21 protein-coding genes and 8 pseudogenes are annotated in these 26,663 nt (G+C 57.2%); 7 read left to right on the top strand and 22 right to left on the bottom strand.

The window, feature by feature from the left end; all coding sequences use genetic code 11:
- The first annotated feature begins 11 nt into the window (after window positions 1-11).
- Window positions 12-1,220, top strand: coding sequence for a pyridoxal phosphate-dependent aminotransferase (locus tag JZM24_RS01615; RefSeq protein ID WP_215668341.1), 1,209 nt, complete (start codon window positions 12-14; stop codon window positions 1,218-1,220).
- 123 nt (window positions 1,221-1,343) lie between these two features.
- On the opposite strand, the gene JZM24_RS01610 is transcribed toward JZM24_RS01615, so the two are convergent.
- Window positions 1,344-2,792 (bottom strand): glycosyltransferase family 39 protein, encoded by a 1,449-nt coding sequence (locus JZM24_RS01610; protein WP_215668340.1) that lies wholly within the window; start codon window positions 2,790-2,792, stop codon window positions 1,344-1,346.
- Between the two features lie 183 nt (window positions 2,793-2,975).
- Here JZM24_RS01610 and yajD point away from each other — a divergent pair, with 183 nt between their 5' ends.
- On the top strand, window positions 2,976-3,317 hold the full coding sequence (gene yajD, locus JZM24_RS01605) for a YajD family HNH nuclease (RefSeq protein ID WP_215668339.1): 342 nt from the start codon (window positions 2,976-2,978) through the stop codon (window positions 3,315-3,317).
- Between the two features lie 15 nt (window positions 3,318-3,332).
- Here the strand turns inward: yajD and JZM24_RS01600 are convergent, their stop codons facing one another.
- From JZM24_RS01600 to JZM24_RS01565, 7 genes and pseudogenes are all read right to left on the bottom strand, one after another.
- Window positions 3,333-3,932: a hypothetical protein gene (locus JZM24_RS01600; protein WP_215668338.1), complete on the bottom strand. Its 600-nt coding sequence runs from the start codon at window positions 3,930-3,932 to the stop codon at window positions 3,333-3,335.
- A 61-nt stretch (window positions 3,933-3,993) separates the two neighbouring features.
- On the bottom strand, window positions 3,994-4,596 hold the full coding sequence (locus JZM24_RS01595; RefSeq protein ID WP_215668337.1) for a hypothetical protein: 603 nt from the start codon (window positions 4,594-4,596) through the stop codon (window positions 3,994-3,996).
- Between the two features lie 25 nt (window positions 4,597-4,621).
- On the bottom strand, window positions 4,622-5,089 hold the full coding sequence (locus tag JZM24_RS01590) for a type III secretion apparatus protein OrgA/MxiK (protein ID WP_220098803.1): 468 nt from the start codon (window positions 5,087-5,089) through the stop codon (window positions 4,622-4,624).
- Between the two features lie 113 nt (window positions 5,090-5,202).
- Entirely contained in the window at window positions 5,203-5,388 is a 186-nt protein-coding gene (locus JZM24_RS01580; RefSeq protein WP_215670174.1) for a hypothetical protein, read from the bottom strand.
- 335 nt (window positions 5,389-5,723) lie between these two features.
- Window positions 5,724-6,143 carry a tetratricopeptide repeat protein gene (locus tag JZM24_RS19065; RefSeq protein WP_281418175.1) on the bottom strand — a complete coding sequence of 140 codons (420 nt, stop codon included), beginning with the start codon at window positions 6,141-6,143 and terminating at the stop codon, window positions 5,724-5,726.
- Window positions 6,144-6,420: 277 nt separating this feature from the next.
- Window positions 6,421-7,505: pseudogene (locus JZM24_RS01570) on the bottom strand (IS3 family transposase).
- A gap of 96 nt (window positions 7,506-7,601) precedes the next feature.
- A pseudogene (locus tag JZM24_RS01565) lies at window positions 7,602-7,980 on the bottom strand (EscU/YscU/HrcU family type III secretion system export apparatus switch protein); the annotation flags it as partial.
- A gap of 141 nt (window positions 7,981-8,121) precedes the next feature.
- On the opposite strand from JZM24_RS01565, the pseudogene JZM24_RS01560 reads away from it, so the two are divergent.
- A pseudogene (locus JZM24_RS01560) lies at window positions 8,122-9,149 on the top strand (IS3 family transposase).
- On the opposite strand, the gene JZM24_RS01555 reads toward JZM24_RS01560, so the two are convergent.
- The 14 genes and pseudogenes from JZM24_RS01555 to JZM24_RS01490 form a co-directional block, all read right to left on the bottom strand.
- Window positions 9,141-9,749 (bottom strand): EscU/YscU/HrcU family type III secretion system export apparatus switch protein, encoded by a 609-nt coding sequence (locus JZM24_RS01555; protein WP_312884873.1) that lies wholly within the window; start codon window positions 9,747-9,749, stop codon window positions 9,141-9,143. The pseudogene JZM24_RS01560 and the gene JZM24_RS01555 sit on opposite strands and share 9 nt — an antisense overlap.
- 54 nt (window positions 9,750-9,803) lie before the next feature.
- Window positions 9,804-10,535: a type III secretion system export apparatus subunit SctT gene (sctT, locus tag JZM24_RS01550; RefSeq protein ID WP_215668334.1), complete on the bottom strand. Its 732-nt coding sequence runs from the start codon at window positions 10,533-10,535 to the stop codon at window positions 9,804-9,806.
- Between the two features lie 3 nt (window positions 10,536-10,538).
- Window positions 10,539-10,799, bottom strand: coding sequence for an EscS/YscS/HrcS family type III secretion system export apparatus protein (locus tag JZM24_RS01545; RefSeq protein WP_215668333.1), 261 nt, complete (start codon window positions 10,797-10,799; stop codon window positions 10,539-10,541).
- A complete protein-coding gene (locus JZM24_RS01540; protein ID WP_246579970.1) occupies window positions 10,796-11,473 on the bottom strand; it encodes an EscR/YscR/HrcR family type III secretion system export apparatus protein in 678 nt (225 codons plus the stop codon). The genes JZM24_RS01545 and JZM24_RS01540 overlap by 4 nt, the downstream gene beginning before the upstream one ends.
- A 7-nt stretch (window positions 11,474-11,480) precedes the next feature.
- The gene (locus JZM24_RS01535) at window positions 11,481-11,741 is read right to left on the bottom strand and encodes a FliM/FliN family flagellar motor switch protein (protein WP_215668331.1); all 261 of its coding nucleotides are present in this window, start codon (window positions 11,739-11,741) and stop codon (window positions 11,481-11,483) included.
- A 24-nt stretch (window positions 11,742-11,765) separates the two neighbouring features.
- The gene (locus tag JZM24_RS01530) at window positions 11,766-12,638 is read right to left on the bottom strand and encodes a hypothetical protein (RefSeq protein WP_215668330.1); all 873 of its coding nucleotides are present in this window, start codon (window positions 12,636-12,638) and stop codon (window positions 11,766-11,768) included.
- Window positions 12,635-12,853: a hypothetical protein gene (locus JZM24_RS01525; protein ID WP_215668329.1), complete on the bottom strand. Its 219-nt coding sequence runs from the start codon at window positions 12,851-12,853 to the stop codon at window positions 12,635-12,637. Before JZM24_RS01525 ends, JZM24_RS01530 begins: the two co-directional genes overlap by 4 nt.
- Before the next feature lie 584 nt (window positions 12,854-13,437).
- Entirely contained in the window at window positions 13,438-13,899 is a 462-nt protein-coding gene (locus JZM24_RS01520) for a SpaM family type III secretion system protein (protein WP_215668328.1), read from the bottom strand.
- Window positions 13,883-14,560 (bottom strand): annotated as a pseudogene (locus JZM24_RS01515) (EscN/YscN/HrcN family type III secretion system ATPase); the annotation flags it as partial. The pseudogene JZM24_RS01515 and the gene JZM24_RS01520, both read right to left, overlap by 17 nt.
- Before the next feature lie 144 nt (window positions 14,561-14,704).
- Window positions 14,705-15,355 (bottom strand): annotated as a pseudogene (locus JZM24_RS01510) (secretin GspD/PilQ domain-containing protein); the annotation flags it as partial.
- 99 nt (window positions 15,356-15,454) lie between these two features.
- Window positions 15,455-16,048: a secretin N-terminal domain-containing protein gene (locus JZM24_RS01505; RefSeq protein ID WP_215668326.1), complete on the bottom strand. Its 594-nt coding sequence runs from the start codon at window positions 16,046-16,048 to the stop codon at window positions 15,455-15,457.
- A 102-nt stretch (window positions 16,049-16,150) separates the two neighbouring features.
- Window positions 16,151-16,414, bottom strand: a complete 264-nt coding sequence (locus tag JZM24_RS01500; protein WP_215668325.1) for a helix-turn-helix domain-containing protein — start codon at window positions 16,412-16,414, stop codon at window positions 16,151-16,153.
- Window positions 16,415-16,442: 28 nt separating this feature from the next.
- The gene (locus tag JZM24_RS01495) at window positions 16,443-16,856 is read right to left on the bottom strand and encodes a hypothetical protein (RefSeq protein ID WP_215668324.1); all 414 of its coding nucleotides are present in this window, start codon (window positions 16,854-16,856) and stop codon (window positions 16,443-16,445) included.
- A 355-nt stretch (window positions 16,857-17,211) separates the two neighbouring features.
- Window positions 17,212-18,093, bottom strand: a complete 882-nt coding sequence (locus JZM24_RS01490; RefSeq protein ID WP_215668323.1) for a winged helix-turn-helix domain-containing protein — start codon at window positions 18,091-18,093, stop codon at window positions 17,212-17,214.
- A gap of 907 nt (window positions 18,094-19,000) precedes the next feature.
- Here JZM24_RS01490 and JZM24_RS01485 point away from each other — a divergent pair.
- From JZM24_RS01485 to JZM24_RS01475, 4 genes and pseudogenes are all read left to right on the top strand, one after another.
- Window positions 19,001-20,177: pseudogene (locus tag JZM24_RS01485) on the top strand (MdtA/MuxA family multidrug efflux RND transporter periplasmic adaptor subunit); the annotation flags it as partial.
- On the top strand, window positions 20,163-20,447 hold the full coding sequence (locus JZM24_RS18240) for a hypothetical protein (RefSeq protein ID WP_246580052.1): 285 nt from the start codon (window positions 20,163-20,165) through the stop codon (window positions 20,445-20,447). The pseudogene JZM24_RS01485 and the gene JZM24_RS18240, both read left to right, overlap by 15 nt.
- Window positions 20,444-23,584 (top strand): annotated as a pseudogene (locus JZM24_RS01480) (efflux RND transporter permease subunit). The gene JZM24_RS18240 and the pseudogene JZM24_RS01480 overlap by 4 nt, the downstream one beginning before the upstream one ends.
- Window positions 23,581-26,663 (top strand): annotated as a pseudogene (locus tag JZM24_RS01475) (efflux RND transporter permease subunit). Before JZM24_RS01480 ends, JZM24_RS01475 begins: the two co-directional pseudogenes overlap by 4 nt.

Genomic DNA, 26,663 nt, shown 5'->3' with positions numbered 1-26,663 from the left:
CTGCCGTTATAATGTCAGAGACTCCTTTACAGCCCGGTCATCCCGCCCTGGCCCGGGAAGCGGTGCGCGATTTACGTTTCTCCGCGATTCGCGACGTCGCCAACGCCGGCATCGGCCGCGACGATGTATTGCCGTTCTGGTTTAGCGATCCGGACCTCCCGACGCCGGCGTTTATTTGCGCCGCGGCGCAGGCAGCGTTAGCCGCCGGCGACACCTTTTATACGCCGAATTTAGGCGAACCGGCGTTGAGGAAGGTGCTGGCGAACGCCCTTTCGCAATTGCACCGGCCGGTGAGCCCGAGTCGGGTGGTGGTGACCTCTTCCGGTGTGTCGGCGCTGATGCTGACCGCCCAAGCGCTGTATAGCCCGGGGGATCGGGTGGTGGTGGTGACGCCGGTATGGCCTAATCTGGTGGAGATCCCGCGCATTCTCGGTGCGCAGGTTGAGGAAGTGGCGCTGGAGCTGCGGCGGGACGAGCAAGGTATTGCTCGCTGGCATCTCTGTCTGGAGACGTTGTTAAACGCTTTGACGCCGCTGGTGATCAATTCTCCCAACAACCCCAGCGGCTGGGTTATGTCGGCGCAGCAGCAGGCGGTGATACTGGCGCACTGCCGCCGGCACGGTATTTGGATCGTTTCTGATGAGGTCTATAGTCGTATTGTGTTTGACGGCCCGCCTGAGGGTTGCGCACCCTCCTTTCTGGATATCGCCGATCCCAACGACAGGCTGGTGGTGATTAATAGCTTTTCCAAAAGCTGGCTGATGACCGGCTGGCGTCTGGGTTGGGTGGTCGCGCCGCCGGCGCTGATGTATGAGCTGGGCAAGCTGATTGAATATAACAGCAGCTGCGCCCCCGGTTTTGTGCAAAAAGCCGGCCTGGTCGCCGTCAACCAGGGCGAGGCGGTGCGCCAAGAAACGGTGGCCCGCTTTCAGGCCTCGCGCGATTATCTTTATCAGCGGCTCGGCACGCTGGCGGACATCGAGGTGCCGCTGCCCGCGGGCGCCATGTATTTGTTTTTCCGCGTGCGCGGTCTGGACGACAGCCTGGCATTTTGCAAAGCGCTGGTCGCGGAGGCCGGCGTAGGGCTGGCGCCGGGCAGCGCATTCGGCGACGCGGGCGAAGGCTGCCTGCGGTGGTGTATTGCCAGCTCTATAGAAAAGATGGAGCAAGGCGCGGAACGCTTTAGCCGGTTCCTGCACCGATCGCCGTTGCGGCGCTGACCGCTTCACCAGCCGTCTGCATCTGGTGTCTGCGCCTGCCATCTGGCGCCCGCATCCGCCGTCTGCTGCCCGCGTCGGCTTCTGCCGTCTGCATCTGCTGTCTACGCCTGCCGTCTGCCGGAATCACTCCGGCGTCGAAGGCGGCACAAATGCAAGACAAATCGGGATAGGGGACGCGCCGGGATGGGGCACGAAAGCGATCTCCACGCGATAACCCACGTACAATGCCGGCCATGGCGCCAGCAGTTCGCTGAAATCCGCTTCGCCGCAATTCTGGCCGCGCGGCCCCACCAGCGCCACGCCATCGCGCAGCAACTTCTCCACACGCACCGTGCGGGAGTAGATGTTTGGCCGCTGGCTTACCGACCAAGGCGTAATTACCTCTGGACGGTCGTCAATGTAGAACGTTAGCCACTGGGATAAGTAATCACCGCCGACAAAGCGCACCGGCTGGTGATACTGCTGTTGCCAGCGCGCACTAACCTCCTGGCTGAAGGGCTTGATGCCCGCCAATTTTTCGCCGGCGCCGCGCACGTTTAACAGCATCACCGCGCTGTACCCCCCCAGCACCAGCGGCGCGCACAGCGACAGTTTCTTCAGCGCGCCCGCCAGCGGTCGGGTGGGCGGTTGCCTAACACAGGCCATCATCAACGCCGTGGCGGGCATCATATAAGGCTGCAACCATTCAGTGATACGACCGCCGTCATGCAGACTGAATCCTATAAGGATAGGTGCCAGCGGAATCAGCATCATCCCCAGCGCCGCCCGGGCCTGCGGGGCGCAAGGCCATCCCAGCCGGGCACCTAGCCCGACAAGTATGGCGGCCAGTACCGCCAGCGGATAAAACACCGTCAATGCCGATGTTAGTCCGTGCAGCGTCAAACCGGGCGTCACTTGAGAATTCACCCATTTGAAGGCGGCAAAGTCGTTTTGCCATAGCCACCAGCCGTTTGGCGCCACGATCATCAGCCATAGCAGAATAGTCGAATAGAACATCGGCTGACGATAACAGCGGCGGATGGCCGGCACCCAAAGCGTCAACATCCAGGCCGAGAAAATAAAAGAGAAGCTGGAGTATTTTGCCATACAGGCCAGACCTCCCGTCAAAGCAAACGCCAGCCACCAGCCGGGGCGCTCGTAGGCTGCTCGCAGGAAAAACACCCACAGCCAGGGCCACAGCATTACCAGCAGGTAATTATCGTTAAACGAGATGATATCAAAATTGATAACGCCGCTGAGGTTTAGCGCCAGCAGCGCCAGCCAGGCCAGACGACGGTCGCCGCTCAAGCGCCAGGCAAGTTGCCAGACGCCATACATGCCCACCGCTACCGCCAAAAAATGCGTCGCATACCAGTAAAAGCTTAACCAGGTAGCCGACAGCCCCAGCGCCGGACGCATGACCAGACCCACCAGCCACGGGTTTTTAGGAGAACCCAACTCCGCATTCATCGCCCAATTTACCGCCTCGATGGCATCATAAGGCACGGTAGGATCCAACAGGAATGTGACGCCTGCCCATAACATGGCATAGCCCGCACACCAGCCAAGCAGAATAATTCGATCTGTTTTCATGCAACTCGGTTAATAAATTTTTTCCTACCATAGTGCCGCGGCGCTAAACATTGCCTAAACATCAACGTTGCGACTGTGGAAATACGCGCGGCCCCCCGTCGCCGCCAGACGGCTATAGCGACAGCAGCGGGATTTAGGCTACACTCCCTTTGGATTTACTACCGCGCAGAGAGCGTGTCATTTATGGCTTTTATTCCGAAGAATTATGCCCGGCTTGAAAACGGCTATCGCGAAAAAGCGCTAAAACTGTTTCCCTGGGTTTGTGGTCGCTGCAGCCGCGAGTTTACCTACTCCAACCTGCGCGAGTTGACGGTGCATCATATTGATCACGACCACGGCAACAATCCCGAAGACGGCAGCAATTGGGAGATGTTGTGTCTTTATTGTCACGACCATGAGCATGAAAAATACACCGAAGCAAGCCTGTATGGCACGACGGTGGTGGCGGGTGAAGATGCGCAGCAGGATGTGGGAATAGCCACCCACAATCCGTTTGCCAATCTGAAAGCTATGATGAAGAAATAGCCGGAAGCGTGGCGATTAGTGGATCACCAGCATGTCGGTGGGACAATGCACATAACCTGCCGTCGCGGCCTTCCACATCGCTTCATCGTCCATCGGTCTGGTAAGGACACCGGCTGCGGCAAATGAGGACAGGTAGTCGGGCAGATAGGTCGGTTTGCCTATTGCCTGGATGCGCTGGCAGATGGCCTGCCGCCCCTGCTTATCGGCGAGGGTTGCCTTCACCACCATCCAAAATGCCTGTCGCCGACGCTTATCGACGCTTTGCATGGTCTCCGCCAGCAGCATGCTGTGGGCTTCCCGCGCTTCATCGCTATCCACCCGCAGCGCGTCATACCAACTGTAGCTGCCGGCCAGGGCGAACAGCAATACACCGTCCTGGTAATGCTGGGCACGAATACAGCTGGCCAGCGCGCGATACAATATCGGCGGCGTCTGTCGGTTCGTTACGGCGGAGCCCCCCGTGCAACCGGGATCGGCCACGCTTACCAGCCAGGCGCGTGCGGGATTGTCGTCGGCCTGGCCTCTGGCACAGCCGCTTAGCGCCAGCGCCGCCGCCAGCGCGATGGCAACCTCGAGGCGGCGCTTTCGTCCGCGCTGAGGTAAAGATCCATTCATCATTGCTCCCATTATGCTTTTTCAGCTTGCTGCCGCTCTGACGTCAGACTGAGGTTGTACTCTAAGGTTCAAGTATCGACGTAACAGGCTCGCCGGCGAAATGCCGCGTCAGCCGGTCCGCCAGCGCCTGCAACCCTTGTCCACTCAGGCGTTGGGCCTGGCTGTCATAATCAGGGCGAGACGCCAGCTGGCGCGTTGCCGCGTCAATAAACGCTCCAGCATCGAATTCCGCGACCTGATCGCCATACTTCATGATAAAACTGTCGCCCTCGTGGGTAATGATGTCATATTTACCGCTCCACAGTGCGCCTATTTGTCGCTTTAGCCGTAACGCTGCGGCCCGGCTGTCCGTCGGCACCCATAGCTCCAATGGTTCCGGCCTTGACGGCGCTGGCTGTTGCGCCAGACACTCCTCCAGCAACAGCAGATCGGTGTGGGATAACGCAGCCATAACCAGCGCACTGGCGTGCTCCTCAACCTCGCGCTGCAGCGACAAACTTAGCTGTTGGCGTTCGGCGAAGAAGCCGGCCACCGTGTCTGCCGCGGCCAACACCCCTTGCTGATAGCCTTCGTTTCTGGCCTGACTACGCAGCTGCTCCGCCTCTTCTGCGGCTTGTTTAAGGCATTTTACCGCCTCGCGGCGGGCCTGTTTGACTAAATCCATCGCGCAACGCTGGCGTTGGAGGTGTTCACGTTTTATCAATATACCGCCGTAGACCGGCGGCATCCGGCGTAGCGGGATGTCTCTTGGCATGTTGAAAGGCAAGTTTAAGTAATAGTCGACAAGGGGACGGTCGGGATAATCTTGAAGCATTATCCCGGCCCTCTTCCGGCGGGAATAGCAAATCCAGACGCTGACACAGGCTGCGGGGCAAACCGTCCGCAAACGCCAGCAGTTCATATTTCCCCCACGCTAACAGCTGTGCCGGATGCGGTACGTTTTCCGCCGGCGATGAACGCGACGCCACCAGCGGCAACGCGGTAAATTGCCCTAACCAATCAGGTAAGCTGATGCCGTATCCGCCTTTGGCGAGCGACGCCAGATGGCGCTGACAAGCCATCAGCAGCGCGGTCTGCGGTAGCAGATGCCATGCCTCGACCAACTGCCGTGGCAAAGGACTTGGCGGGCAACGCCGGGCGCTCAAGGCTGAGCCCATACAGGCTTATCAGCATACCGTTAAGTATCGAGCGCTGCGCGATGCCGTCCAGACTGGTGGGCAGCGCAAAACGGGCCGTATGGATCCACGCCAGCGGATCGTACATGACGCTATCAAGGGGCACGACACTCATCGCTCATCTCGCGGGTGGGCGAGGACGCGGCCCGTTTTTTTCGCCACCATAATCCGGCCGACAACAGCAAGGCCAGGCCGGCGCCAATGGCCCCCAGCCGCCAACCGTGCAGATAACAAATTATCACTTTCGCCGGCATGATACGCCAATCATGATAGGCGTTCATCGCTGCAATTTATTATTTACCCGCCAGCCCCTTGCCATTGTCGCAATAATATTGTCGCGTTGGCGGCAATCTTCATGAACCAAGATTAATCTCGGGTGTTAACCCGATGGCGCTACCATTCTGTCCCGGAATTAAGGCGGCCTCACTGCCCACCTGACCGCCGTTATCGTCCTTAAGGCATAAACTTCCAATCGCCAATGGAAAGGTGCGACACCTCCCCCTCGGCGTCGGAAACAATTCCTGCCATCAAGGGCAGTCATCCAGGCTGGCGTTATGCTTATCTTGCCCTTGCGCCGGATGATTCAGCTCATGGAGGCTATGGCGCGCCCAGAGGGTCAATTCATTTTGCTGGCAATGATCAATAACCAGTTGAAAATAGCGCTTCGCCTTGTTTTTTTGTGCATAAGCGCTTTACATTGCCCGCTATAAAAGACAGGCCGGTAATCATGCTTCGCCATTGAAAACGCCACCGCATACATATCCGCCGCCTTCTGATACTGCTTTTGTAACTGATAGACCGCGCCGAGACCTATATAATAGTCAGGGTTGTGGCAGTCGTAAATACACAGAAAGCGGAAGAAGGCCGCCGCATTTTCCAGCTGTTGATGAAGATCGTCATTATCGTCACCGCCGGCAAGCTCCGTCAGCCCCCCTTCAGGCATCTCGCACATAGCTCTTTCCCCGGCGCCGCTATTCACCACCTTCCATAATGTTTCAGCAATATTCTTTTTCTGAATATAATTATCAGCGGTCATCTTTATCTCCTGAAAATAGCCATATCAAGTAAGATAAATTATCAGAGTAAAATAGGAGTTAAATGACACACTTAATTATTATGCAAAAGAAATTCTATTCTTCATTCTCTTTTTCATAATCATAACGCCCGGCGTTTTCCACATCCTGCAGCCAGCTTAATAATCGGAGCACCGTATCCAACTCGTTAATCTTAACAAAAGAATAGAGGTGATGCGTATGATATATCCGCCGGGCCAACTTGATCTTGCCCTGCCATCTCCGGACAGCTTTTGTATCTTAAGTTAACGAAGCCCACTGCCGCCGGTATTCTCTCGGAGAGTGATATCCCAGCGCGCTGTGCGGATGGTTTTCATTGTAATGCGTGAACGCTGCTGCAAGGTTTCGCAGGGCTGCTCACCGCTGTTGTGCAGGGCTCCAGATCCAGTTCTCGGCGAACCTCTGTGGTTTCATGCGCGGTATACGCTGAACCGTTGTCCGTCAACCACTGCACCGCTGTATCGGGTAACCTGTCGCCGAAGCGCTTTTCTACCGACATCAGCATCACATCCTGCACGGTCGAACTGTCGTAGCCTCCAGTGCTCGCAGCCCAGTCTATGGCCTCTCTGTCGCAGCAGTCCAGTGCGAACGTGACCCGCAGTTTTTCACCGTTGTCGCAGCCGAACTCGAAGCCATCTGAACACCAGCGCATATCGCTTTCTGCCACCGCGATCCTGCCCTTATGCTCACGCCTCGGCCGCTATGGTTTTCAATGTAATAACAGCAGGTTATGCTCACACATGATCCTGTAAAGTCGTTTCGCATTTACCAGCGTCAGTCCCTCTGCGCGACGTTGTTTACACAGGATGCCCACACCCGCCGATAGCCGTAGCTGGGCATATCGCTGATGATGTCGAGGATGTCCGACAGTATTTCAGCGTCTGCTTCGTCATTACGCCGGTTACAGCGCCTGTCCTGCCAGTCGGCAGAACGCTTAATCCGCAGTGACAGCGGCGCACGCGACACGCTCATGGTGCGGCTGACCTGTGCTATTCCCCGGCCTTTGGCAACAAGGGCGCGTGCGCTATCCATTTTCGTGACTGGCCGTACTCCACGGCTTCTTTTAGGATCCCAGAAGGCGCTGGAGCTCCCGGACCTGCTTCAATGCAGCTGCAAGCTCAGAGGCAGGAACAACGTCCTCCCGGCAGTGAGGCTGCCTTCCTGATATTGCTTTTTCCACTTAAACAGCAGGCTTGGCTGGATACCGTGCAGTCGTGCGAGATGGAGACATTCATGCCGGGCTCCATCCTCTGCTGAATAATGGCCATTTTTTCCTGAGGAGTTTTACGTTTACGGACTTCTTGACCTAACAGGATCCCGGTCATATCAAAATGGCGTTAGTGTTAGACATATATTCAAGCCTATCTCTTATCTGGAGATACAGCTACTGTCTGGTGTTTCAGGGGGATAAATCATCCGCCGGCCAACTTCACATCTTCAATCACCGGCACGCCGACTTTTTTCGCATAGGCGCGCACGGCCAACGCCCGTTGATTGCGTTCCAGTACCGAGATAAACGCAACGGGTTAAGTCAGGATTATGATAAATGCCCACGGCCAGATGGGTAGGGTTCGCAATGATTAATTGCGACCCTTTAATATCGGATTGGGTCTGCTCGGACAAGATCTCCATATGGGCTTCGCGACGACGATGTTTTAATCTCCTGGTCCCCTTCCTGCTCTTTCATCTCCCTTTAATCTCTTGCTTATCCATTTTAAGCTTCGCGCCGATGCAGAAAAATAATCGGCTACGATATCAATGTATCAGTATGCAGACAATACATAGCATACAGGTAATGATTTAGCCCCTGAAACACCAGACAGTAGATGTATCTCCAGATAAGAGATAGGCTTGAATATATGTCTAACACTAACGCCAATTTGATATGACCGGGATCCGTTAGGTCAAGAAGTCCGTAAACGTAAAACTCCTCAGGAAAAAATGGCCATTATTCAGCAGAGATGGAGCCCGGCATGAATGTCTCCATCTCGCACGACTGCACGGTATCCAGCCCAGCCTGCTGTTTAAGTGGAAAAAGCAATATCAGGAAGGCAGCCTCACTGCCGGGAGGACGTTGTTCCTGCCTCTGAGCTTGCAGCTGCATTGAAGCAGGTCCGGGAGCTCCAGCGCCTTCTGGGATCCTAAAAGAAGCCGTGGAGTACGGCCAGTCACGAAAATGGATAGCGCACGCGCCCTTGTTGCCAAAGGCCGGGGAATAGCACAGGTCAGCCGCGCCATGAGCGTGTCGCGTGCGCCGCTGTCACTGCGGATTAAGCGTTCTGCCGACTGGCAGGACAGGCGCTGTAACCGGCGTAATGACGAAGCAGACGCTGAAATACTGTCGGACATCCTCGACATCATCAGCGATATGCCCAGCTACGGCTATCGGCGGGTGTGGGGCATCCTGTGTAAACAACGTCGCGCAGATGGACTGACGCTGGTAAATGCGAAACGACTTTACAGGATCATGTGTGAGCATAACCTGCTGTTATTACATTGAAAACCAGAGCGGCCGAGGCGTGAGCATAAGGGCAGGATCGCGGTGGCAGAAAGCGATATGCGCTGGTGTTCAGATGGCTTCGAGTTCGGCTGCGACAACGGTGAAAAACTGCGGGTCACCTTCGCACTGGACTGCTGCGACAGAGAGGCCATAGACTGGGCTGCGAGCACTGTAGGCTACGACAGTTCGACCGTGCAGGATGTGATGCTGATGTCGGTAGAAAAGCGCTTCGGCGACAGGTTACCCGATACAGCGGTGCAGTGGTTGACGGACAACGGTTCAGCGTATACCGCGCATGAAACACAGAGGTTCGCCAGAGAACTGGATCTGGAGCCCTGCACAACAGCGGTGAGCAGCCCTGCGAAACCTTGCAGCAGCGTTCACGCATTACAATGAAAACCATCCGCACAGCGCGCTGGGATATCACTCTCCGAGAGAATACCGGCGGCAGTGGGCTTCGTTAACTTAAGATACAAAAGCTGTACGGAGATGGCGGGGCAAGATCACATAGCAGACAGGTAAGTACCAGTGACATTAGTAATTGTTGCCAAATGGTCACGATGTCCTGCGGATTGGCAAACAGTTGCCCAAACAAGAGTTGCCGATGGTTGCGCCAAACTATCACCAGCGCCACGGCGAAACCGGCCAGATACAATATCGCTTTGACACCGTCTTTCGCGGTGCGCAGGCTGAAGATTTTCTTGATACCGCGGGTGGGGTTAAGTGCTTGAAAATTCAGCTTGAACGCCCGAGTCGCCAGCATGAAGCCGGTTTGCAGCAACACCGGCAGCGCTGACGCCACAATCCCTATGGCTATGACGGGCAACAGCATTTTTAGCGCGATAAACACCAGCGCATTGCGGTAGGCGGTCAGCGATAACGAGAAATTGCCAGCCACTAATTGGCGATATAATTCCATCAGGCTGTCAAGGGAGGTGAAGGAGGTTAACCAGCTGACGCCGCATAACATCATGCAGGCAATGATAGCGTCGCGGGACTTGAAGGTTTGCCCTTTTTTCGAGGCGTCGCGCAGACGCTTAGGCGTCGGCTTCTCGGTTTTATTACTCACATTCCCCCCCTGGCGGTTGCCCGCTACTGAGCCAGAGTTCCAATTGGGAGGGCGTCACCAATATTGACGAAACATCTCCGGCAACAGCGGTGCAAAATAAATCAAAATGATGATGAAGGTTACGCCGCTTTTGAGCGTCAACGCGATGGCAAAGGCATTCATCTGCGGCGCGAAGTGGAAAAGCAGGCCCAGCAAAATTTCAATGAGCAACAGCGCCGCCAATACCGGGCTCGACAGAACCAGAATACGCGTCGCCATCATCTGTAACAGCGTTGTCACTCTGGCGAGCGACGGCAGGCAAGGCTGCAGAGGATCGCACAGTTGATAACTGCCAAGAAAAACCTCAAGTAACAAGGTCATACCGCATCCTTGCAAGAACACGGCGGCAAAAAACAGATTAAACAGGTTGGCCAGTTCCGAAGTATTGACGCCGCTGATGGGATCATAGGCGCTGCTGAGTAAAGCGCAGCGCTGATAGTCAATCAGCGCTCCCAGCCCATGCATAATCCAAAAAGGCAGCGCCAGCAGTATTGCCAATAGCAGACCGATCGCTACCTCGCGCAGCAGGATGTTTATTATCCGCGCACTGTCGAGCGACGCCATGGCGTCGTAGGAATAAGGCCACAGGGCAGCACCGATGAAAAAAATAACCGGCGTGCGGATGGTGATGCTAAGCACGCTGACGCTAAAAAACGGCAGCAGAAAAAACACCGGCGTAATGCGCGCCGACACGACCGTCAGGGTGACCAGCCATTCAAACAGTGAAGACCACAGCGGTAAGATCATCAGTCAGGAGCGGCTTAACGCCAGCCTTATCACTTCATGGCCAAACTGCAGCAGCATTTCGCCATACCAGCCCGATAGCAAAAAAAGGCATAGCGTGACGCTCAGCAGCTTAATGCCGAAAGGCAGGGTTTGCTCCTGCAGTTGCAGCACGGTCTGAAACAGCCCCACCAGCAGTCCCACAAGCGTCGCCACAACAATCGGCCCCGCCGCCATAATAAGCACCAGATACAGGGCCTTATTGCCGGCAAACAACAGATTGTTCATCCCGGGCCTCCTGCGATATCTGCGCCGATGCCCATATCGAGATACTGCAGCACCAGCCCCTGAGACAGCAGCTTCCAGCCGTCGAGCACGACAAACAACACCAATTTTATCGGCACCGACAGGGTTATCGGGCTCATCATCATCATGCCAAGCGCCAGCAAAACGCTGGAAATCAGTAGGTCCACCACCACAAAGGGCAGGTACAGATAAAAGCCGATTCTGAACGAGTCCTTGATTTCACTCGGCGCATAGGCGGGCAATAGCGCCAACATGGAGGGCGTATGACCGGGCGCGGGGGCGTCATGCGCGCCGCCACCGTGGGCCCGATCGAAGAATTCCGTCAGGATCGGGTCGGCGTATTTCTGCAAATAATGCCGGTAGGACTCCATACTGTTTTCCAGAAATTCCAGCACCGAGGCGGCGCTGCCCAACGCCCCCGGCTGCGCCTGGTAGGCATTATAGGCATCGCCGGCGATTGGCCCCATGATAAACATCGCCAGCATCAGCGCGATACCGTTCAGAGTAAGATTAGAAGGTACCTGCTGCAGGCCCAGGGCATTACGCACCATAACGAAAACAATGGAGAATTTGATATAGCAGGTGCCGGAGGCAATGATAAAAGGCAATAGGGTAGCCAGCGCCAGGATCCCGATAAGACCCATGTCGTTGGGCAGGCCGAGATTAGCGATCATAACGGTTATCCAGCGACAACTCCATCAATTCTACGCCGAGACGATCTTCGAGTTGTACCAGTTCACCGAGCGCCAGCAGATGTCCGTTGGCGCGTATCTCGATATGTTTTTCACCCTCGGGATCCAGCTTCAGCACTTTACCCTGGCGAAATTGCTGGATTTCCCCTAGCGACAAATAACGGCGCTGCAAAATAAACTCCAGCGTTAGCGGCAGGTTAGCCAGCGGATCCGCCGCCGTATCGTCGCCCAATGCGAGCCGCCCCGCCGGGATTGGTCATTCGCCGCCGGCATCGGAACCCGATCCGCCAAGGGACCCAGGGCCCGCCGGCGGCTGCGGTATCCCAGGCGCGGCGGCGGCAAGGCGCTCACGTACCTGCGGATGTCCCGCCGCTGCGGCATGGGAGAGGTGGTGGGAATGACCGGCGGCGTGCGCATTGCCGGACGAAGCGGCAACGCCGGCCGCGGCTGAAGTAAAATCGGGCAACCGTGAAATAGGGCCGGCCACCAGCGCGCCATCATCGTTATCATTGGCCTTCATGCTGATCTTTCCTTCCTGTTGTAAATAAAAACCGATCGGTCGCCCTTGGCATTTCACCTGGCGGGTGACTCGCGAGATAAGCAAGACGTCGCCAGACGCCAGCTGGCCGCGCATCGTCGCCGGAAGGAGACTGCTGCCAATCACCCATTCCACGACCAAAGGTACGCCGGACAAGCAGGGCGCTCCGGCGGCGGGCAGCTTGGGTAATGGCGCGTTGAAGTGCGTCAGCCAGACCGGGCATTCCCGCGCAGGCAGATACAGGCAGGGGGTGTCACCGGCCCGGTAGTGCACAAGCGGACCAATCTCAAGGGCCCGACCGGACAATACCGGCGGCTCAAAAGACAAAGGCTTGGGCATGGCCTCTATCAGCGTCTGGATCTGGCGTTCGCTTATGGCTTCGCGCGCCAACGTCGCCAGCTGCGGACTGTGCCAGGTCAGCCATTGGCGCGGATCGATAAGCCCGCGCCAATACTCGTCACCGATAGACAGATAAACGCCCTCGGGCGGACTGCGCAAACGGACGGCTATGCCCAGGGCGTTCCAAGCCGCTTGTAGCTGACGCCAGTGGCCGTCGGCGGGTGTCAGTCTGCGTAACCGGAATGCCTTCACGTCGGCGCCTCCGGCAGCGTCGGCGGTGTTGTCGGGACATTCATCAGGCGAACGCCCGATGGCGCGCCCGGGAGATATGCCGTCAGGCGATCCCGCACCTGATGGCTTGAGGGGATCAGACGATACCCGCCTTCGTCGTTCGTCGCCTGGATCTGTACGAATGCCCCCTCTTCACTGTGAGAGCGGTAGATCCACTGCGTGACCTCAGCCACCATTTCCTGCCGCACAGGCGCCGGCAGGGGCTGCGGCTCCCCGCCGGCGCGGTGTCCGCCACTTCTGCCGATCGCGGACGCCCCGAGGATCTGAACGCTCGGCAAGCGCGGCGGACATCAGCAGCGGATCGGCAGCACGCTGCAGCGTCAGCCATTGGCTTTGCTCTAATTATCGGGTAAGCGTGCTAATCAGCGCTTCCGCCGCCGATCGCGGCTCCGGCAGCGCGACGGGCGCGCGCAGTTTACCCGCGCCAAGCGGGGGCTGTTCCGCAGCACGGATGCGCAGGGGCAATAGCGTTGACCGCCGCCGTGCTGGCGCCCTTTGCCGGCCAGGAGCGACGCTGGCTTGCGCCACTGGGTCTTCAGTCGATACGGAGACGAAGACGCTTGCTCCCCCCAAGCGGGCGGACGCTCATCCAGCGTGCGATCATTGGTGTCGGCGTACCGCCCACATTGATGTTCCCCATCGCCGCTCGACGGTGGCGCGTCGCGTCGCTCCAGATCCACACTCTCTGGCGATGAGGCTGAAACTCTCTCCTCCAGCGGCGTAATAGCCGCGGACGCCGCCGTTACCGACGGGCAGTCCTTTATCCTCGCGAGCGGTTCCATGTCATCATCTCCTCTGTTTCTGTCTCCTGCCGGTACAATTGCATCAGCCGATGGGCCTGCCGCTGTCGCTCAAGCCAGCCATCATATTTTTCCCGCTTACGCTGCCATGCGCGCTGCTGGCAAAGCGCGTCGCGCTGCTGCTCGTCCAGCGCCATCACGTCCTGCTCCAGCTGCTGCTGCCGGTCTGCCAACTGTCGGTTTTCTTCGCGCCGAGCCATCAATCGCCGCTGATGCAGCATCAGGGCGCGGTGACTGACCACCCCTTGCGGCCACGTCAGCGCCATCTGCTGCACCAGTACCTGCTGCTGCTCCGCCAGCGTCCTGAGCCGTGCGACAAGCGTCTCCCTTTGCCGCGCCAGCGCCGCCAGGGTCGCTGCCAATGTCTGCCGGCGCTGCTCGCAGCGCGCGCGGAGCCGTTCGATATCACGCCTCAAACGCATGCATTAACCTCAGCGTTTGCCCGAACTCTTCCGCCTTTTCGGCGTCCTGACGCAGAAAGTCCCAGAGCAGCTGTTTTTTCGCCTGCGCATGATCATTTTCCGCATTATCTCCGGGGCGGTATTCTCCTAAATCTATCAGGGTCTGCATCTCTTCCAGCCGGGTCAGCAGACCGCGCATGGCGCCGGCCAGCGCCTGTTGCCGGGCGTCCGTCACCTGCCCTGCCACGCGGCTGGCGCTGCGCAGGATATCGATAGCGGGAAAGTGATTCGCCGCCGCCAGCTTGCGGCTGAGATAGATATGGCCATCGAGAATCGAGCGGATTTCGTCAGCGATGGGGTCCTGCTCGTCATCGCCTTCCAGGAGTACCGTATAAAATGCGGTAATACTGCCGGTGGGGCTGTTGCCGGGCCGCTCCAGAATACGGGGCAGCGCGTCAAATACCGAAGCGGGGTAGCCTCTCCTGGCCGGTGCTTCCCCCGCGGCGAGGGCTACATCCCGCAGCGCGCGGGAAAATCGGGTCAGGGAATCGAGAAACAGCACTACCCGCCTGCCTTGATCGCGAAAATATTCCGCCACCGTTGTCGCCACCAGCGCGGTGTTGCACCGTTCCAGCGAAGAGTAGTTGGAGGTGGCGTATACCAACACACATTGATGCCGGCGGGGGTTAAGGGTTCCCGCATGGCTACGCGCGACAATGGAACGGGCAAACGCGGCGGTGTCTTGCTGCAGCGGCTCAGAAATTTCCCGCGGCTGAATGAGAAAAATTCTGACCGTATTGGCCTGTTTATCGATGCGATGGTGAAACAACCCGCCAATCAGCGGTAACGACCCCAAACCGGGTAACCGGTCGCGGTTATTCCTGATTTCATCGCGGGTGTAAGCCGCCAATCAGCAGGCTTTTCCCCGCGGCACGCGCGCGACGGTGCTGATATGGGTCCGTCCCACTTCCGGCAGGTCGTCAGGCCCGGGATTACTGTGCTGCCGGGCGACCTCGCCGCCGTCTTCGATGGTCAGCACCATCTCAATCTGATCGTCGCCGGAAAACCGCGGTAGAACGCTTATCATGGTGCCGTAGGTTACTTCGCGCAGCTCAACGCTGTGTTCTCCCAGGAGCCGCGTATAAAACGTCCGATTGTTATCAAAAATCGCCGGCACATTCTCCTGGGTCAGGATAATCGGCCGCGAAACAATGTTGGCGCGGTGTTTTCGCGCCAACGCCAGTATCGATGCGACAAACCTGGTGCCGTCCAAGGCGCTATAGGATCCCTGATTGAGCGTGACGCCACCCCGCTGGCCAATGCGGGCGCCGCCCTGCCAATCGATGCCGAACTGATCGAGATCGCTTTTCTCCAAATCAATTATCCATAACGATAACTCCACATGGCGCTTCGGAATATCCAGTGATCGCACCAGATTGCGTACGAATTGGACCTGACGTCCGCTGCCTTTGACCAGCAGGCTGTTATTGCTGGGATTGGCAATGACCTGTACCGGCCATGACGACAGCGGCTCCGCGTCTTGTTCCGCCCGCGCCTCCGCCGCAGGCAGCAGGGCCTACGCCGGCGTCAGCGGAACAGGGGCGCCAGCCACCGCCAACCGCCCCTCCCGTCTCATCAGCCGCTCGATCACCGTGGCGATACCGGGAATGGTCACCTTCTCGCCGCGCAAGGCATAATAGCGATCGCCGACAAAGGTGTAACTTAGCGGGATAACTTCGGCCTGTTCGCGCTCGTGAATTCCGTCCGGTTCCTTATCCAGCAAACGGGCCGCATTTTCCACCAGTTCGATATACACCGGCGGTCCCGAAAGATAAAGGATCCGCCCGCCAGACTCCCCCCGCAGCGGATAGCGCGGGTCGTGCAACTGGGCCTGCTGGAGAAAATGACGCAGCGCCGCCGGCGAGATGGTGCGCAACGCCACCACCGCATGACGCATTTCGCTGGCATCATAAATGTAAATAGCCTGACCGTCGCTATACCACATCAGCCCCATCTGTTGGGTAATGCGCACCAGTAATGCCTGTGGATCGGCCAGATTGAACTCGCCGCTAATCTGCTTACGCGCCGCCAGCTTGCTGACAATAACCGGTTGGTTGAGGCGCGCCGATAGCGCGTCAAAAAACACTTTTACGCCGTCTTTGTTTGCCACATAGCCGTCGCCTTGTCGCGGTAACTCCGCCGCCCGCGCGCTGGCCGGAGCAGGCCAGTAATATTACGCAGAGCAAGCCGCGGCCTATCAGAGCGATGTTATTCATTGTTCCGCTTTCTTGTTGATCATATTCCATATCCCACGGGGGGAGACCCCAAAGGCGTCCCTGACATCGTTGGAGAGGTGCGAGGACGAGGCATAGCCATAGCGCATGGCCACCTCGGTAAGGCTTTGCCGCTCTTCGACCATATCCAGCAGCGCCCTGGCGATACGCCAGCCACGCAGCTCATTTTTAGCCGAGTTTCCCAGCGCATTGCGGCACAGGCGGCGGAAATGGGAATAGGACAAGCCGTAACGCGCGCCCATAACGTTTAACTTCCCGTTATTGACCGATTCATTTAATAAAAATCGTATTAGCCAATAGCACTCCGTCTGGCGTAAAAATACCGCCAGCGCGTTCATCTGGGATGGCGCGCGCTGATAATTGCCCAACATCCACTGCTCTATTATCAGCACAGGTGCCAATATTCGGGTAATCGTCCAGTTCGACCTGCGCCCACTGCTGCTGGGCGTAATCGACCTGGACGCCGCGGGACTCGTCGATAAATACCTGCAGTTTCGCCAAGGCGAACAGCGGTAGTTCCTGGTGCCGCGCCGTGCCGGCGCGCAGCGCCAGATTCAGGCGCTGCATTAATAGCATGCCGCGCCAGCCGGCGGATAATGCCAGACGTGTCGATTCATTCGCCCAGCGAACATGAATATCGCAATCACCGTCGGGAATTTCCAGCAACCAGCATTTGGGCTCCAAGATATCCTGCTGATGATGTTCGTCCAGCAGCGAAGCGGGAGAGACAATGATTTTTTGCTCATCATTATCTCAGTTCGCTTTTGCTTAATATTCATAGCCATACATTGCCTATCTCTTCTAAAGAAATCATGATGAAAATATGACTCACGGTGGGAAAGAATTGCAAAAGTCTCTCAATGTCAAAGCGTTTCACAGCATGCCTGACGCGTGATAAACGCTCTCTCTCATTGCAGGCATTGGCGAACAGGACGCCACGTGAAGGCTACTTGGATTGTGCTGCGAAATAATGCGCCCGCTCCCAAGGGCCTTGCCCGGCCCTTGCCGGCTTCGCCTACGCTGCCCAAAAGCAGCCAGTTCATTTTCTTATTTCGTCCTTACCCGGCATATAAGGCCCCCCGGGCTCCGTCTCCGTCGTGTTCCCCACTGCCAGCCCCATCGCTTTCATACCGGGCAATGCACCTAAAATCATGGGCTTCAGCGTTTGCAGAAAGCGCCCATCGCCCCCCAAATGGTCTTTGGCCACCCGTTCGCGCAGCAGTACCAGATGATCTTCGGCGCGCCTCAGTTCGATACGCAGCGAAGGTGCGCCACCGAGGTTTAGTTCGTAACTGGTGAGGTAATAGTCGGGCCGGATTTTATCCAGCAACTGCAGCGTAGCATCCGTCGTGTGGCAGTTCATGGTCAGTGAGGTCGGCAGTACATGCAGCCCCAGCGGCGAGCACGGTGCAAGCTGCTGTACGATGGCATCCTGCAGACCCACTGTGTCGATATCCCCGGCCAGCCGAAAGGGAAATACCGCCAGCACGCAACGTGCCGGCATGCCGGGCCGGGCCGGCAAAATGCGCGTTACCGGTAAGGTGAACCGATAGCCTTTACCGTAGACGGTATCGATATAGCGGCGGTCCTTCTCTTCTTGCAAAATACGCCGTAATACGTATATACAGCGCGTCAGCGATTCTTCACCGACATTGCCACCATACCAGACCTCATGAATAATCTGCGCCTTGGTCACCAGTTCGCCGGCGGATTCCAGCAATAAACTCAGCACCCCGAGTTCCTTGGGGGAGATGCTGAGCCGTTTGTCTTTATGAAACAACACACGGGAGGAGTTCAGCAGAAAATCGCCAAAAGCGTATTGTACGGGCGGCAGAGAATGTTTGCCTCCGCCAGCCGGGCCGATGGGCGCTAAGGGCGTGCATGCGTAAGACGCCTGATCTTTTTTCAGAGCTATATCCATCCTTTAATATCTCCTGTTGTCCGATAAACTTCCATTTCATTATTTCATCACGGAATAGTGTCCAGCGTAGCTCATGGCAAATGCATCATTCTTCAATACGACACTTAATTCTCCACTAAAAATAATGATTATTAATCTTGTGACTTAACGAATAAATCCTCATCTAATTATTAAAGGTTATAGTAATGACTTAAACCAAAGATAAACATCCGGGCCTATAACCCGCAGGAGAATCGAGAAATTAAAAACTAATTAACCCGGTATTTCTGTGAATAGATGATGGAATTAAACCAACTCATAAATATTACCCGTTTATTTTATTCAAATAAAATAATATATTTTGATATAATTATTTTTTCGCGACCGACGTCGGTGTTATCCACCAAGGTCATCCGCAGTGGGACTTTATCCTGGAAAGGAACTGAACGAACGCCCGGCGAGGAGTGATGTCCGATACCGCGCTGGCAATGGCCGCCGGCGCCTAAGTTACGCTCGAAGCCGGGCGCGTACCAAGGCGCTCAGAAGGTTGCGCGGATCCTTGACGTCGGCGTGGACAAACGCACAGTGCCATGCGTTCAGGGTGCTGCCAATACGCACCCCTCTGCTCGGTTTGACGAGCGCCGGGTTGCCGCCGCGTCTGACCATTATGCCCCGAGCCGCTATACTTGACATGCCCTGTGCCCCGGCGCGGGCCGCCGGGCGTTAGCGCGCTTGAAAAGGCATAGCATGATGTTTCTCTTGTTGCCGCGTCTGGCAGGTCGAAATCCCTGCGGCTGAAGGGCCTTAACACCACGTTACGCGGCGGCGGGCGCGGTACGGCAAATGAAACGCTTACAGAATAAGCATCCGAATTACTTTAATCTGATAAGATAACACGATTTTAACCGGAACTGGCCAGCCCCATCCCATGAGAAGATATTCAAAGCAGACGATTAAGTGGCGTAATGTTTTAGTAGTGGTTTTTTTACTGTTAATAGTTGCCGGCCTTGGTTACTACCTTTTCGCTCACCGCAGCGGCGGCGACGCGGCCCCAACCGGCAGAGCGGGCGGCATGAGAATGGGTATGGGCATGGGCGGCCCGACAGCGGTACACGGCGGTGTTACCAGGCAGGCGGACGTTCCCGTTACCTTGTCGGCCCTGGGGACGGTGGTGGCTAACGCCAGCGTCACCGTGACCAGCCGGGTGGATGGCCAGTTGCTCAAGGTCTATTTTACCGAGGGGCAAAAGGTTGAGCAGGGGCAATTACTGGCGCAGATCGACCCGCGCAGCTACCAGGCCAGCCTGGCGCAATATCAGGGCAGTCTAGCGCAAAACCAGGCGCTATTGAAAAGCGCCCAGCTGACGCTGGCGCGTTACCAGAAACTTTATGCGCAGGACTCGCTATCGCGTCAGGATCTGGAAACCCAGACCGCTACCGTGGGGCAATACGCCGGAGCAATCAAATCCTATCAGGCGCAAATCGACGCCGCAAAATTGGATCTGGACTATGCGCGAATTACCGCGCCGGTCAGCGGCCGGGTTGGGCTGCGGCTGGTGGATCCTGGCAATATGGTGCACAGTAGCGACACCACCGGCATCGTGACGATTACCCAGACCCAGCCTATCGCCGTCACCTTTAGCGTCCCGCAGGCCAATTTACCCACGCTGTTGCAGGCGCTGCATCACGACCAAACCTTGCCCGCCACCGCGCTGGATCAAGATGCCACAACGGTGCTGGCAGAGGGAGAGCTGAATTTTATCAGCAACGAAATTGACAGCGACACCGGCAGTATCAAGCTTAAAGCCATGTTTGCCAATAAAGATAAAAAACTCTACCCCAACCAATTCGTCAATGTGCGTTTGCAAACCAATGTTCTGAAGGACGCGACGGTTATCCCCGCCCAGGCGTTGCAGTTGAGCAGCGATGGGGATTTCGTCTACGTCATCAAGCCGGATAACAGCGTCGAACGCCGTCAAGGTAAAGGCAGGACCGAGCTTCGGGACCTCTTTGCAGGCCGTTATAAGCGGTGTCTCGCCGGGAGAACGGGTGGTCACCGAAGGCATCGACCGGTTGAGCAATGGCGCGAAAGTGACAATTGTCAGCGACAATGATAACGGCGGCGGCAGTGCCGTCGAGAGCGGCGCGCCAGGTAGCGCCACCCGCGTCAAGGGCAGCGCCGGCACAACGAATAGCCGTGCCACGGGCCCTAACACCAGCGCAGATACGGCTACCGGCACGACCGGCGATAGCGGCACGGCGAAGGGTACCACCGGCGATAGCGGCACGACGGAAGGCGGCACCAGCCGCCCTACCGGCAGCGCGGCGACGCAGCGCGCCTCGAACACCGGCGGTAACGACGGCGCCGCGCAATGAATCCTTCCAGACTCTTTATCGAGCGCCCGGTCGCCACCATTTTGCTGATGATTGCGGTGCTGATTTCCGGGCTGTTCGCCTACAAAATGCTTTCCACCTCGGCGCTGCCCCAGGTGGATTATCCCACGATTCAGGTTACCACGCTTTACCCGGGCGCCAGTCCTGATGTGATGGCGTCGTCGGTCACCGCGCCGCTGGAACGGCAGCTCGGCCAGATGGCCGGCCTTAGCCAGATGTATTCCACCAGTTCAGGCAGGGCATCGGTCATTACCCTGAAATTCTCTCTCGATTTGTCGCTGGATGTGGCGGAGCAAGAAGTACAGGCGGCAATCAATGCCGCCAACAGCCTGCTGCCGAGCGATCTGCCCAATCCGCCAACCTATAAAAAGGTTAACCCGGCGGATACCGCCGTCATCACCCTGGCGGCGAGTTCGGATACGCTGCCGCTGATTCAGGTGCAGGATCTGGTCAATACCCGCCTGGCGCTGAAATTATCGCAGATCGCCGGCGTCGGCATGGTTACCCTGGCCGGCGGCCATCAGGCGGCGATTCGGGTGCGGATGGATCCCCGCGCGCTCGCGGCTCACCACCTGACGCTGGAAGATGTCAACACCCTTATCAGCAACAGCAACGTTAACACCGCTAAAGGTGGCTTTGACGGCCGCTATCACTCGATTACCATCGACGCCAACGATCAGCTGCGTACCGCCGCCGAATACGGTAATTTGATCCTGACTTATCAGGACGGCGCCGCGCTGCGGCTGAAAGATATCGCCCAAATCGAGGAGGCGGAGGAAAACACCTTCCAATCCGCCTGGGCCAACCGGAATCCGGCGATTGTCATCAGCGTCCAGCGCCAGCCGGGCGCCAATGTTATTTAGGTGGTGGATAATATCAAGGCGCAGCTCCCCACGCTGCAGGCGGCGCTGCCGGACGGTGTCAAAATACAGATCCTCTCCGATCGTACCCAAACCATTCGCGCCTCCATCAGCGATGTGCAGTTTGAGCTGATGCTGTCCATTGCGTTGGTCGTGATGGTGACCTTTCTTTTCCTGCGTAATATCGCCGCGACCCTGATTCCCAGCGTGGCGGTTACGCTGTCGCTGGTGGGCACCTTCAGCGTCATGTATCTGGCCGGTTTCAGTCTGAATAACCTGTCGTTGATGGCGTTAACCATCGCCACCGGGTTTGTCATTGATGACGCGATCGTGGTGGTGGAAAATATCTCGCGCCGGCTGGAAGAGGGCGAAACGCCGATGCAGGCGGCGCTTAATGGCTCCAGGCAGATAGGCTTTACCATCATCTCGCTGACCTTTTCACTCATCGCGGTATTAATTCCGCTGTTATTCATGGGCGATGTAGTCGGACGGCTGTTCCGGGAGTTCGCCATTACCCTGGCGGTGTCGATTCTGGTGTCGATGTTGGTGTCGCTCACGCTGACGCCGATGCTGTGCGCCTATCTGCTGCGCCATATCACCGAGGCGGAGCAAAGCCGTTTTTACCGCAAGGGCGGCGAGATTTTCGACCGGCTTATCGCCGGCTATGATCGGCTGCTGATAATCGTGCTTGATCATCAGCGCCTCACCCTGCTGGCGACCCTGGCGTTGACCGCGCTGCTTTATCTGGTGGTGCCGAAAGGCTTCTTCCCACAGCAGGATACCTGTCTGATCCAGGGGGTGACGGTCGCCTCGCAGGATGTGTCTTTCGGCGAAATGACCCGACGCCAGCAGGCGCTGGTGGATGATATCCTCAAGAATCCACAGGTGGAAAGCGTCTCCTCCACCGTCGGCATCGACGGCAACAATACCAGCCTGAATAGCGGCCGCCTGCAGATCAACCTGAAACCCTTTGGGGATCGCGCCGATGTGATTATCAAACAGCTGAAAGAGGCCACACAACAGGTCGCCGGCATCAAGCTGTATCTGCAATCCTCACATGATCTAACAGTTAACGATCAGGTGACACCCAGCCAATACCAATTCACGCTCGACGATGCCGATAGCGAAAATCTGGTGAACTGGACGCCGAAACTTATCGCGCGCCTGCAGCAGGAGCCGGAATTCAGCGATGTGGTCAGCAATCTGCAGGATCAGGGGCAAACGGTGTATGTGGAGCTCAACCGCGACGCCGCGGCGCGCTACGGCATCAGCGCCGCGGATGTCGATACCGCGCTTTACAACGCTTTCGGTCAGCGGCTGGTGTCGACAATTTTCACCCAGTCCAACCAGTACCGGGTGGTGCTGGAGGTCCAGACCAAGTACCAGCAATCGCCGGCCTCGCTGGATGATATTTATCTCGCCGCCAGTTCCAGCTCCAGCTCCGGTTCAAGCTCTAGTTCCAGCTCAAGCTCGAGTGCCAGCAGCACGACGGCAATGGTCAAACTGACTTCCATCGCCACACTCCATCGTCGGACGGGTTCCCTGGTTCATGTCAGGCTGAATCAGTTCCCTGCGGTCACCGTATCCTTCAACTTGAATGACGGCTATACGATTGAAGACGCGCAACAGGCGATAGCCAAAGTGAGTCAGTCTCTTGAGCAACCGGTAAGCATTACCTTGCGCTATCAAGGGGAAACCTCGGCGTTCAAGAGCGCCACAGGCAATACGCTGTGGCTTATCCTGGCGGCGTTGCTCACCATGTACGTGGTGCTCGGTATCCTGTATGAGAGCTTTATTCATCCGGTCACCATTCTTTCCACCCTGCCCTCGGCCGCGGTCGGTGCGCTGTTGACGTTGCTGCTCGCCGACACGGAATTCAGTCTGATCGCACTCATAGGCGTCATCCTGTTGATAGGCATAGTGAAAAAGAATGCCATCATGATGATCGACTTCGCGCTTGAGGCGGAAAATAAGCATCACATGACGCCGCGCGAGGCCATCCATCAGGCCTGCCTGCTGCGTTTCCGGCCAATTCTGATGACCACGATGGCCGCCTTGCTCGGGGCGCTGCCGTTAATGCTGGCGCACGGCTCCGGCGCCGAACAGCGCCAGCCGCTGGGGCTGGTGATTGTCGGCGGTCTTATTTTCAGCCAGGTGCTGACGTTGTTCTCGACGCCGGTGATTTATCTTTGGTTTGACGGCCTAGCGCAGCGAGGACAGCGTTATATGCGGCGCAAAAGCAGGCAAGCATCGCAATGAATATCTCTCGGCTGTTTATCTTTCGTCCGGTGGCGACGCTGCTGCTCACGCTTGCCATTTTGTTGCTCGGCTTGTTGGGTTACCGACTGCTGCCGGTGGCGCCGCTGCCGCAGGTTGATTTTCCTACCATTATGGTCAGCGCCAGCCTGTCTGGCGCCAGTCCGGAAACCATGGCGGCTACCGTGGCCACCCCGCTTGAGCGTTCGCTGGGCCAGATAGCCGGTGTTACCGAAATGACCTCCAGCAGCAGCACGGGGTCGACGCGGATTATTTTGCAATTCGAGCTAGACCGCGATATCAATGGCGCCGCCCGCGATGTGCAGGCGGCCATCAATGCCGCACGCAGTTTGCTGCCAAGCAGCATGCCGTCGTTACCCACCTACCGCAAAGCCAATCCGTCCGATGCGCCTATCGTTATGTTGGCGATGACCTCCAACACCCGCGCCAGCGGCGAGTTATACGATCTGGCGTCCAGCACCATCCAGCAAAAGATCGCTCAGGTGCAGGGAGTCGGTCAGGTGTCGCTGCTCGGCAGTGCACTGCCTGCGGTGCGCATCGATCTGCAGCCGCAAATGCTGAACCATATGGGGATTTCGCTGGACACGGTACGCAGCGCCATTGCCAATAGCACCACCAATCTGCCCAAAGGGATGTTGCAGGGCGAACGGACCTCGTTTCTGGTGGACAGTAACGGGCAGTTGGACAAAGCGCGTGATTATCGTTCGCTTATTGTTACCTATATCAACGGTACCGCCATCCGCCTTAGCGATGTCGCCACCGTCATCGACTCGGTGGAAGATAAATACAACATCGGCTATTACAATCAAAACCCGTCGGTAATGATAGGCGTCACCCGCCAGGCTGGCGCGAATATGCTGGAAACCATCGACGCCATCAACGCCGCGCTACCGGCGCTGCAGGCGGAATTGCCCGGCGATGTCGAGCTGCATAAAGTGGTGGACCGTTCGCCCACCATTCGCGCCTCGCTGTACGACACCGAAGAGACGCTGCTGATTGCGATTTTCCTGGTGATCGCCGTGGTGTTTGTCTTTCTGCGCAACCTGCAGGCGGTGATCATTCCGGCACTGGCGTTGCCGGTATCGCTTATCGGCACCTGCGTGGTGATGTACCTGCTAGATTACAGTTTGGATAACCTGTCGCTTATGGCGCTTATCATCTGCACCGGCTTTGTGGTCGATGACGCCATTGTGGTATTGGAAAACATCACCCGCTATATCGAAGAAGGTCTTGGACCAGTACGCGCCTCGATCAAGGGCGCGCAGGAAGTCGGTTTTACCGTCCTGGCAATGACGCTGTCGCTGGTGGCGGTGTTCATTCCCATTCTGCTGATGGGCAGTATTGTCGGTCGGCTGTTTCGGGAATTCGCCGTCACGCTATTGATTTCGATGGTCGTGTCGCTTAGCCTGACGCCGATGCTGTGCTCGCGGCTGCTGCGGCGCAAACCGCCGGTGAGCAAACGCCCCAACCGGGTCTATTTGCTGATAGAGCACGGACTGGCCCGGATGCTGGCGGGATATGCGCTAGCGCTGGGCTGGGTGATGCGCCATCAAAGGCTGACGCTCTTCAGCCTGGTGCTGACCATCATGCTCAACCTTTTTTATACGGCGTGGTGCAAAAGGGGGTCTTCCCCAACCAGGATACCGTCCTGCTGATGGGGATGGTGCGAGCCGATCAAAATATTTCGTTCCAGGCGATGAAACCCAAAGTGGAAGCGATAGCCAAGCTTATCCAGCAGGACCCGGCGGTGGATGGCGTGATGTCGTCCATCGGCGGCGGCGCCTTCGGATCGCGCAACAGCGGTACCTTCTTTGTGCGCCTGAAGGATTATGACCAGCGCAGCGATAGCGCCACCGAAGTCGCTAACCGGCTGACCAATAAGTTTCGCAACGAGGCGGGTATGCAGCTGTTTTTGATGGCGGCGCAGGATATCCATATCGGCGGACGCCGCGCCAACGCGTCATATCAATATAGCCTGCAGGCCGATGATCTCAATCTGTTGCGTGTCTGGACGCCGAAAGTGAAAGCGGCGCTGGAAAAACTGCCCGAGCTGACCAGCGTGGACGCCGACAGTGAAAACGGCGGTCAAGAGATCATGCTGAACATAGATCGCGATAAAGCCACCCGGCTGGGAGTGAATGCCGATATGCTCGACGCGATGCTCAATAATTCATTCAGCCAGCTCCAGGTGGCGACAATCTATAAAACCCTGAATCAATATCATGTGATTATGGGACTTAACGAGGCGTATACTGGCGATGCCGAGGTGCTGAAAAAACTGTTTGTGGTCAACGACAACGATGAAACAATACCCCTGTCGGCGTTCGTTACCTTCAGCAGCGCCAACGCGGCGCTGTCGGTGGCGCATCAGGGGCAGTCCGCCACCAGCACCGTCGCCTTTAATCTGGCCGATGGCGTGTCGCTGGAACAGGCGCAGACGGCCATCAAGGACGCGATGGTAAAAATTGCCCTGCCCAGCACCATTCAGGCCGGTTTCCAGGGGACCGCCAAAGCGTTCGCCGCGCTGGCCGCGTCCATGCCCTGGTTGATCCTGGCGGCGGTCTATATTGTGCTCGGCGTCCTGTATGAGAGCTATATTCATCCGCTGACGATATTATCCACCCTGCCTTCAGCGGGCCTGGGCGCATTGCTGCTGATGCTGGCTACTGGCACCCAACTGACGGTAATCGCCTTGATCGGTATCTTACTGCTGATAGGGATTGTGAAGAAGAACGCGATCATGATGATTGATTTTGCCCTGGCGGCCGAACGCACTCAGGGGCTGACGCCGCAGCAGGCCATCACCCAGGCCTGCTTGATGCGATTTCGGCCGATCATGATGACCACTCTGGCGGCCTTTTTTGGCGCGCTGCCGCTGGCGCTCGGCAGCGGAGGTGACGCGGATCTGCGCAGCCACCTGGGTATGGCCATCGCCGGCGGGTTGGCCCTGAGCCAGCTGTTGCCCCTGTTTACCACACCCGTGGTTTATCTCTATCTTGATCGCCTTAGCCGCAAAAGCCAGCGCGCCTGGCATCGCTTACGGAAAACCGGCACGGCATGA

It is taken from the genome of Candidatus Sodalis endolongispinus (assembly GCF_018777395.1).
GTDB classification, from domain to species: Bacteria; Pseudomonadota; Gammaproteobacteria; order Enterobacterales; family Enterobacteriaceae; genus Sodalis_B; species Sodalis_B endolongispinus.
The sequence above is the reverse complement of the archived record's forward strand: the minus strand, read 5'-3'. Positions and strand labels throughout refer to the sequence as shown.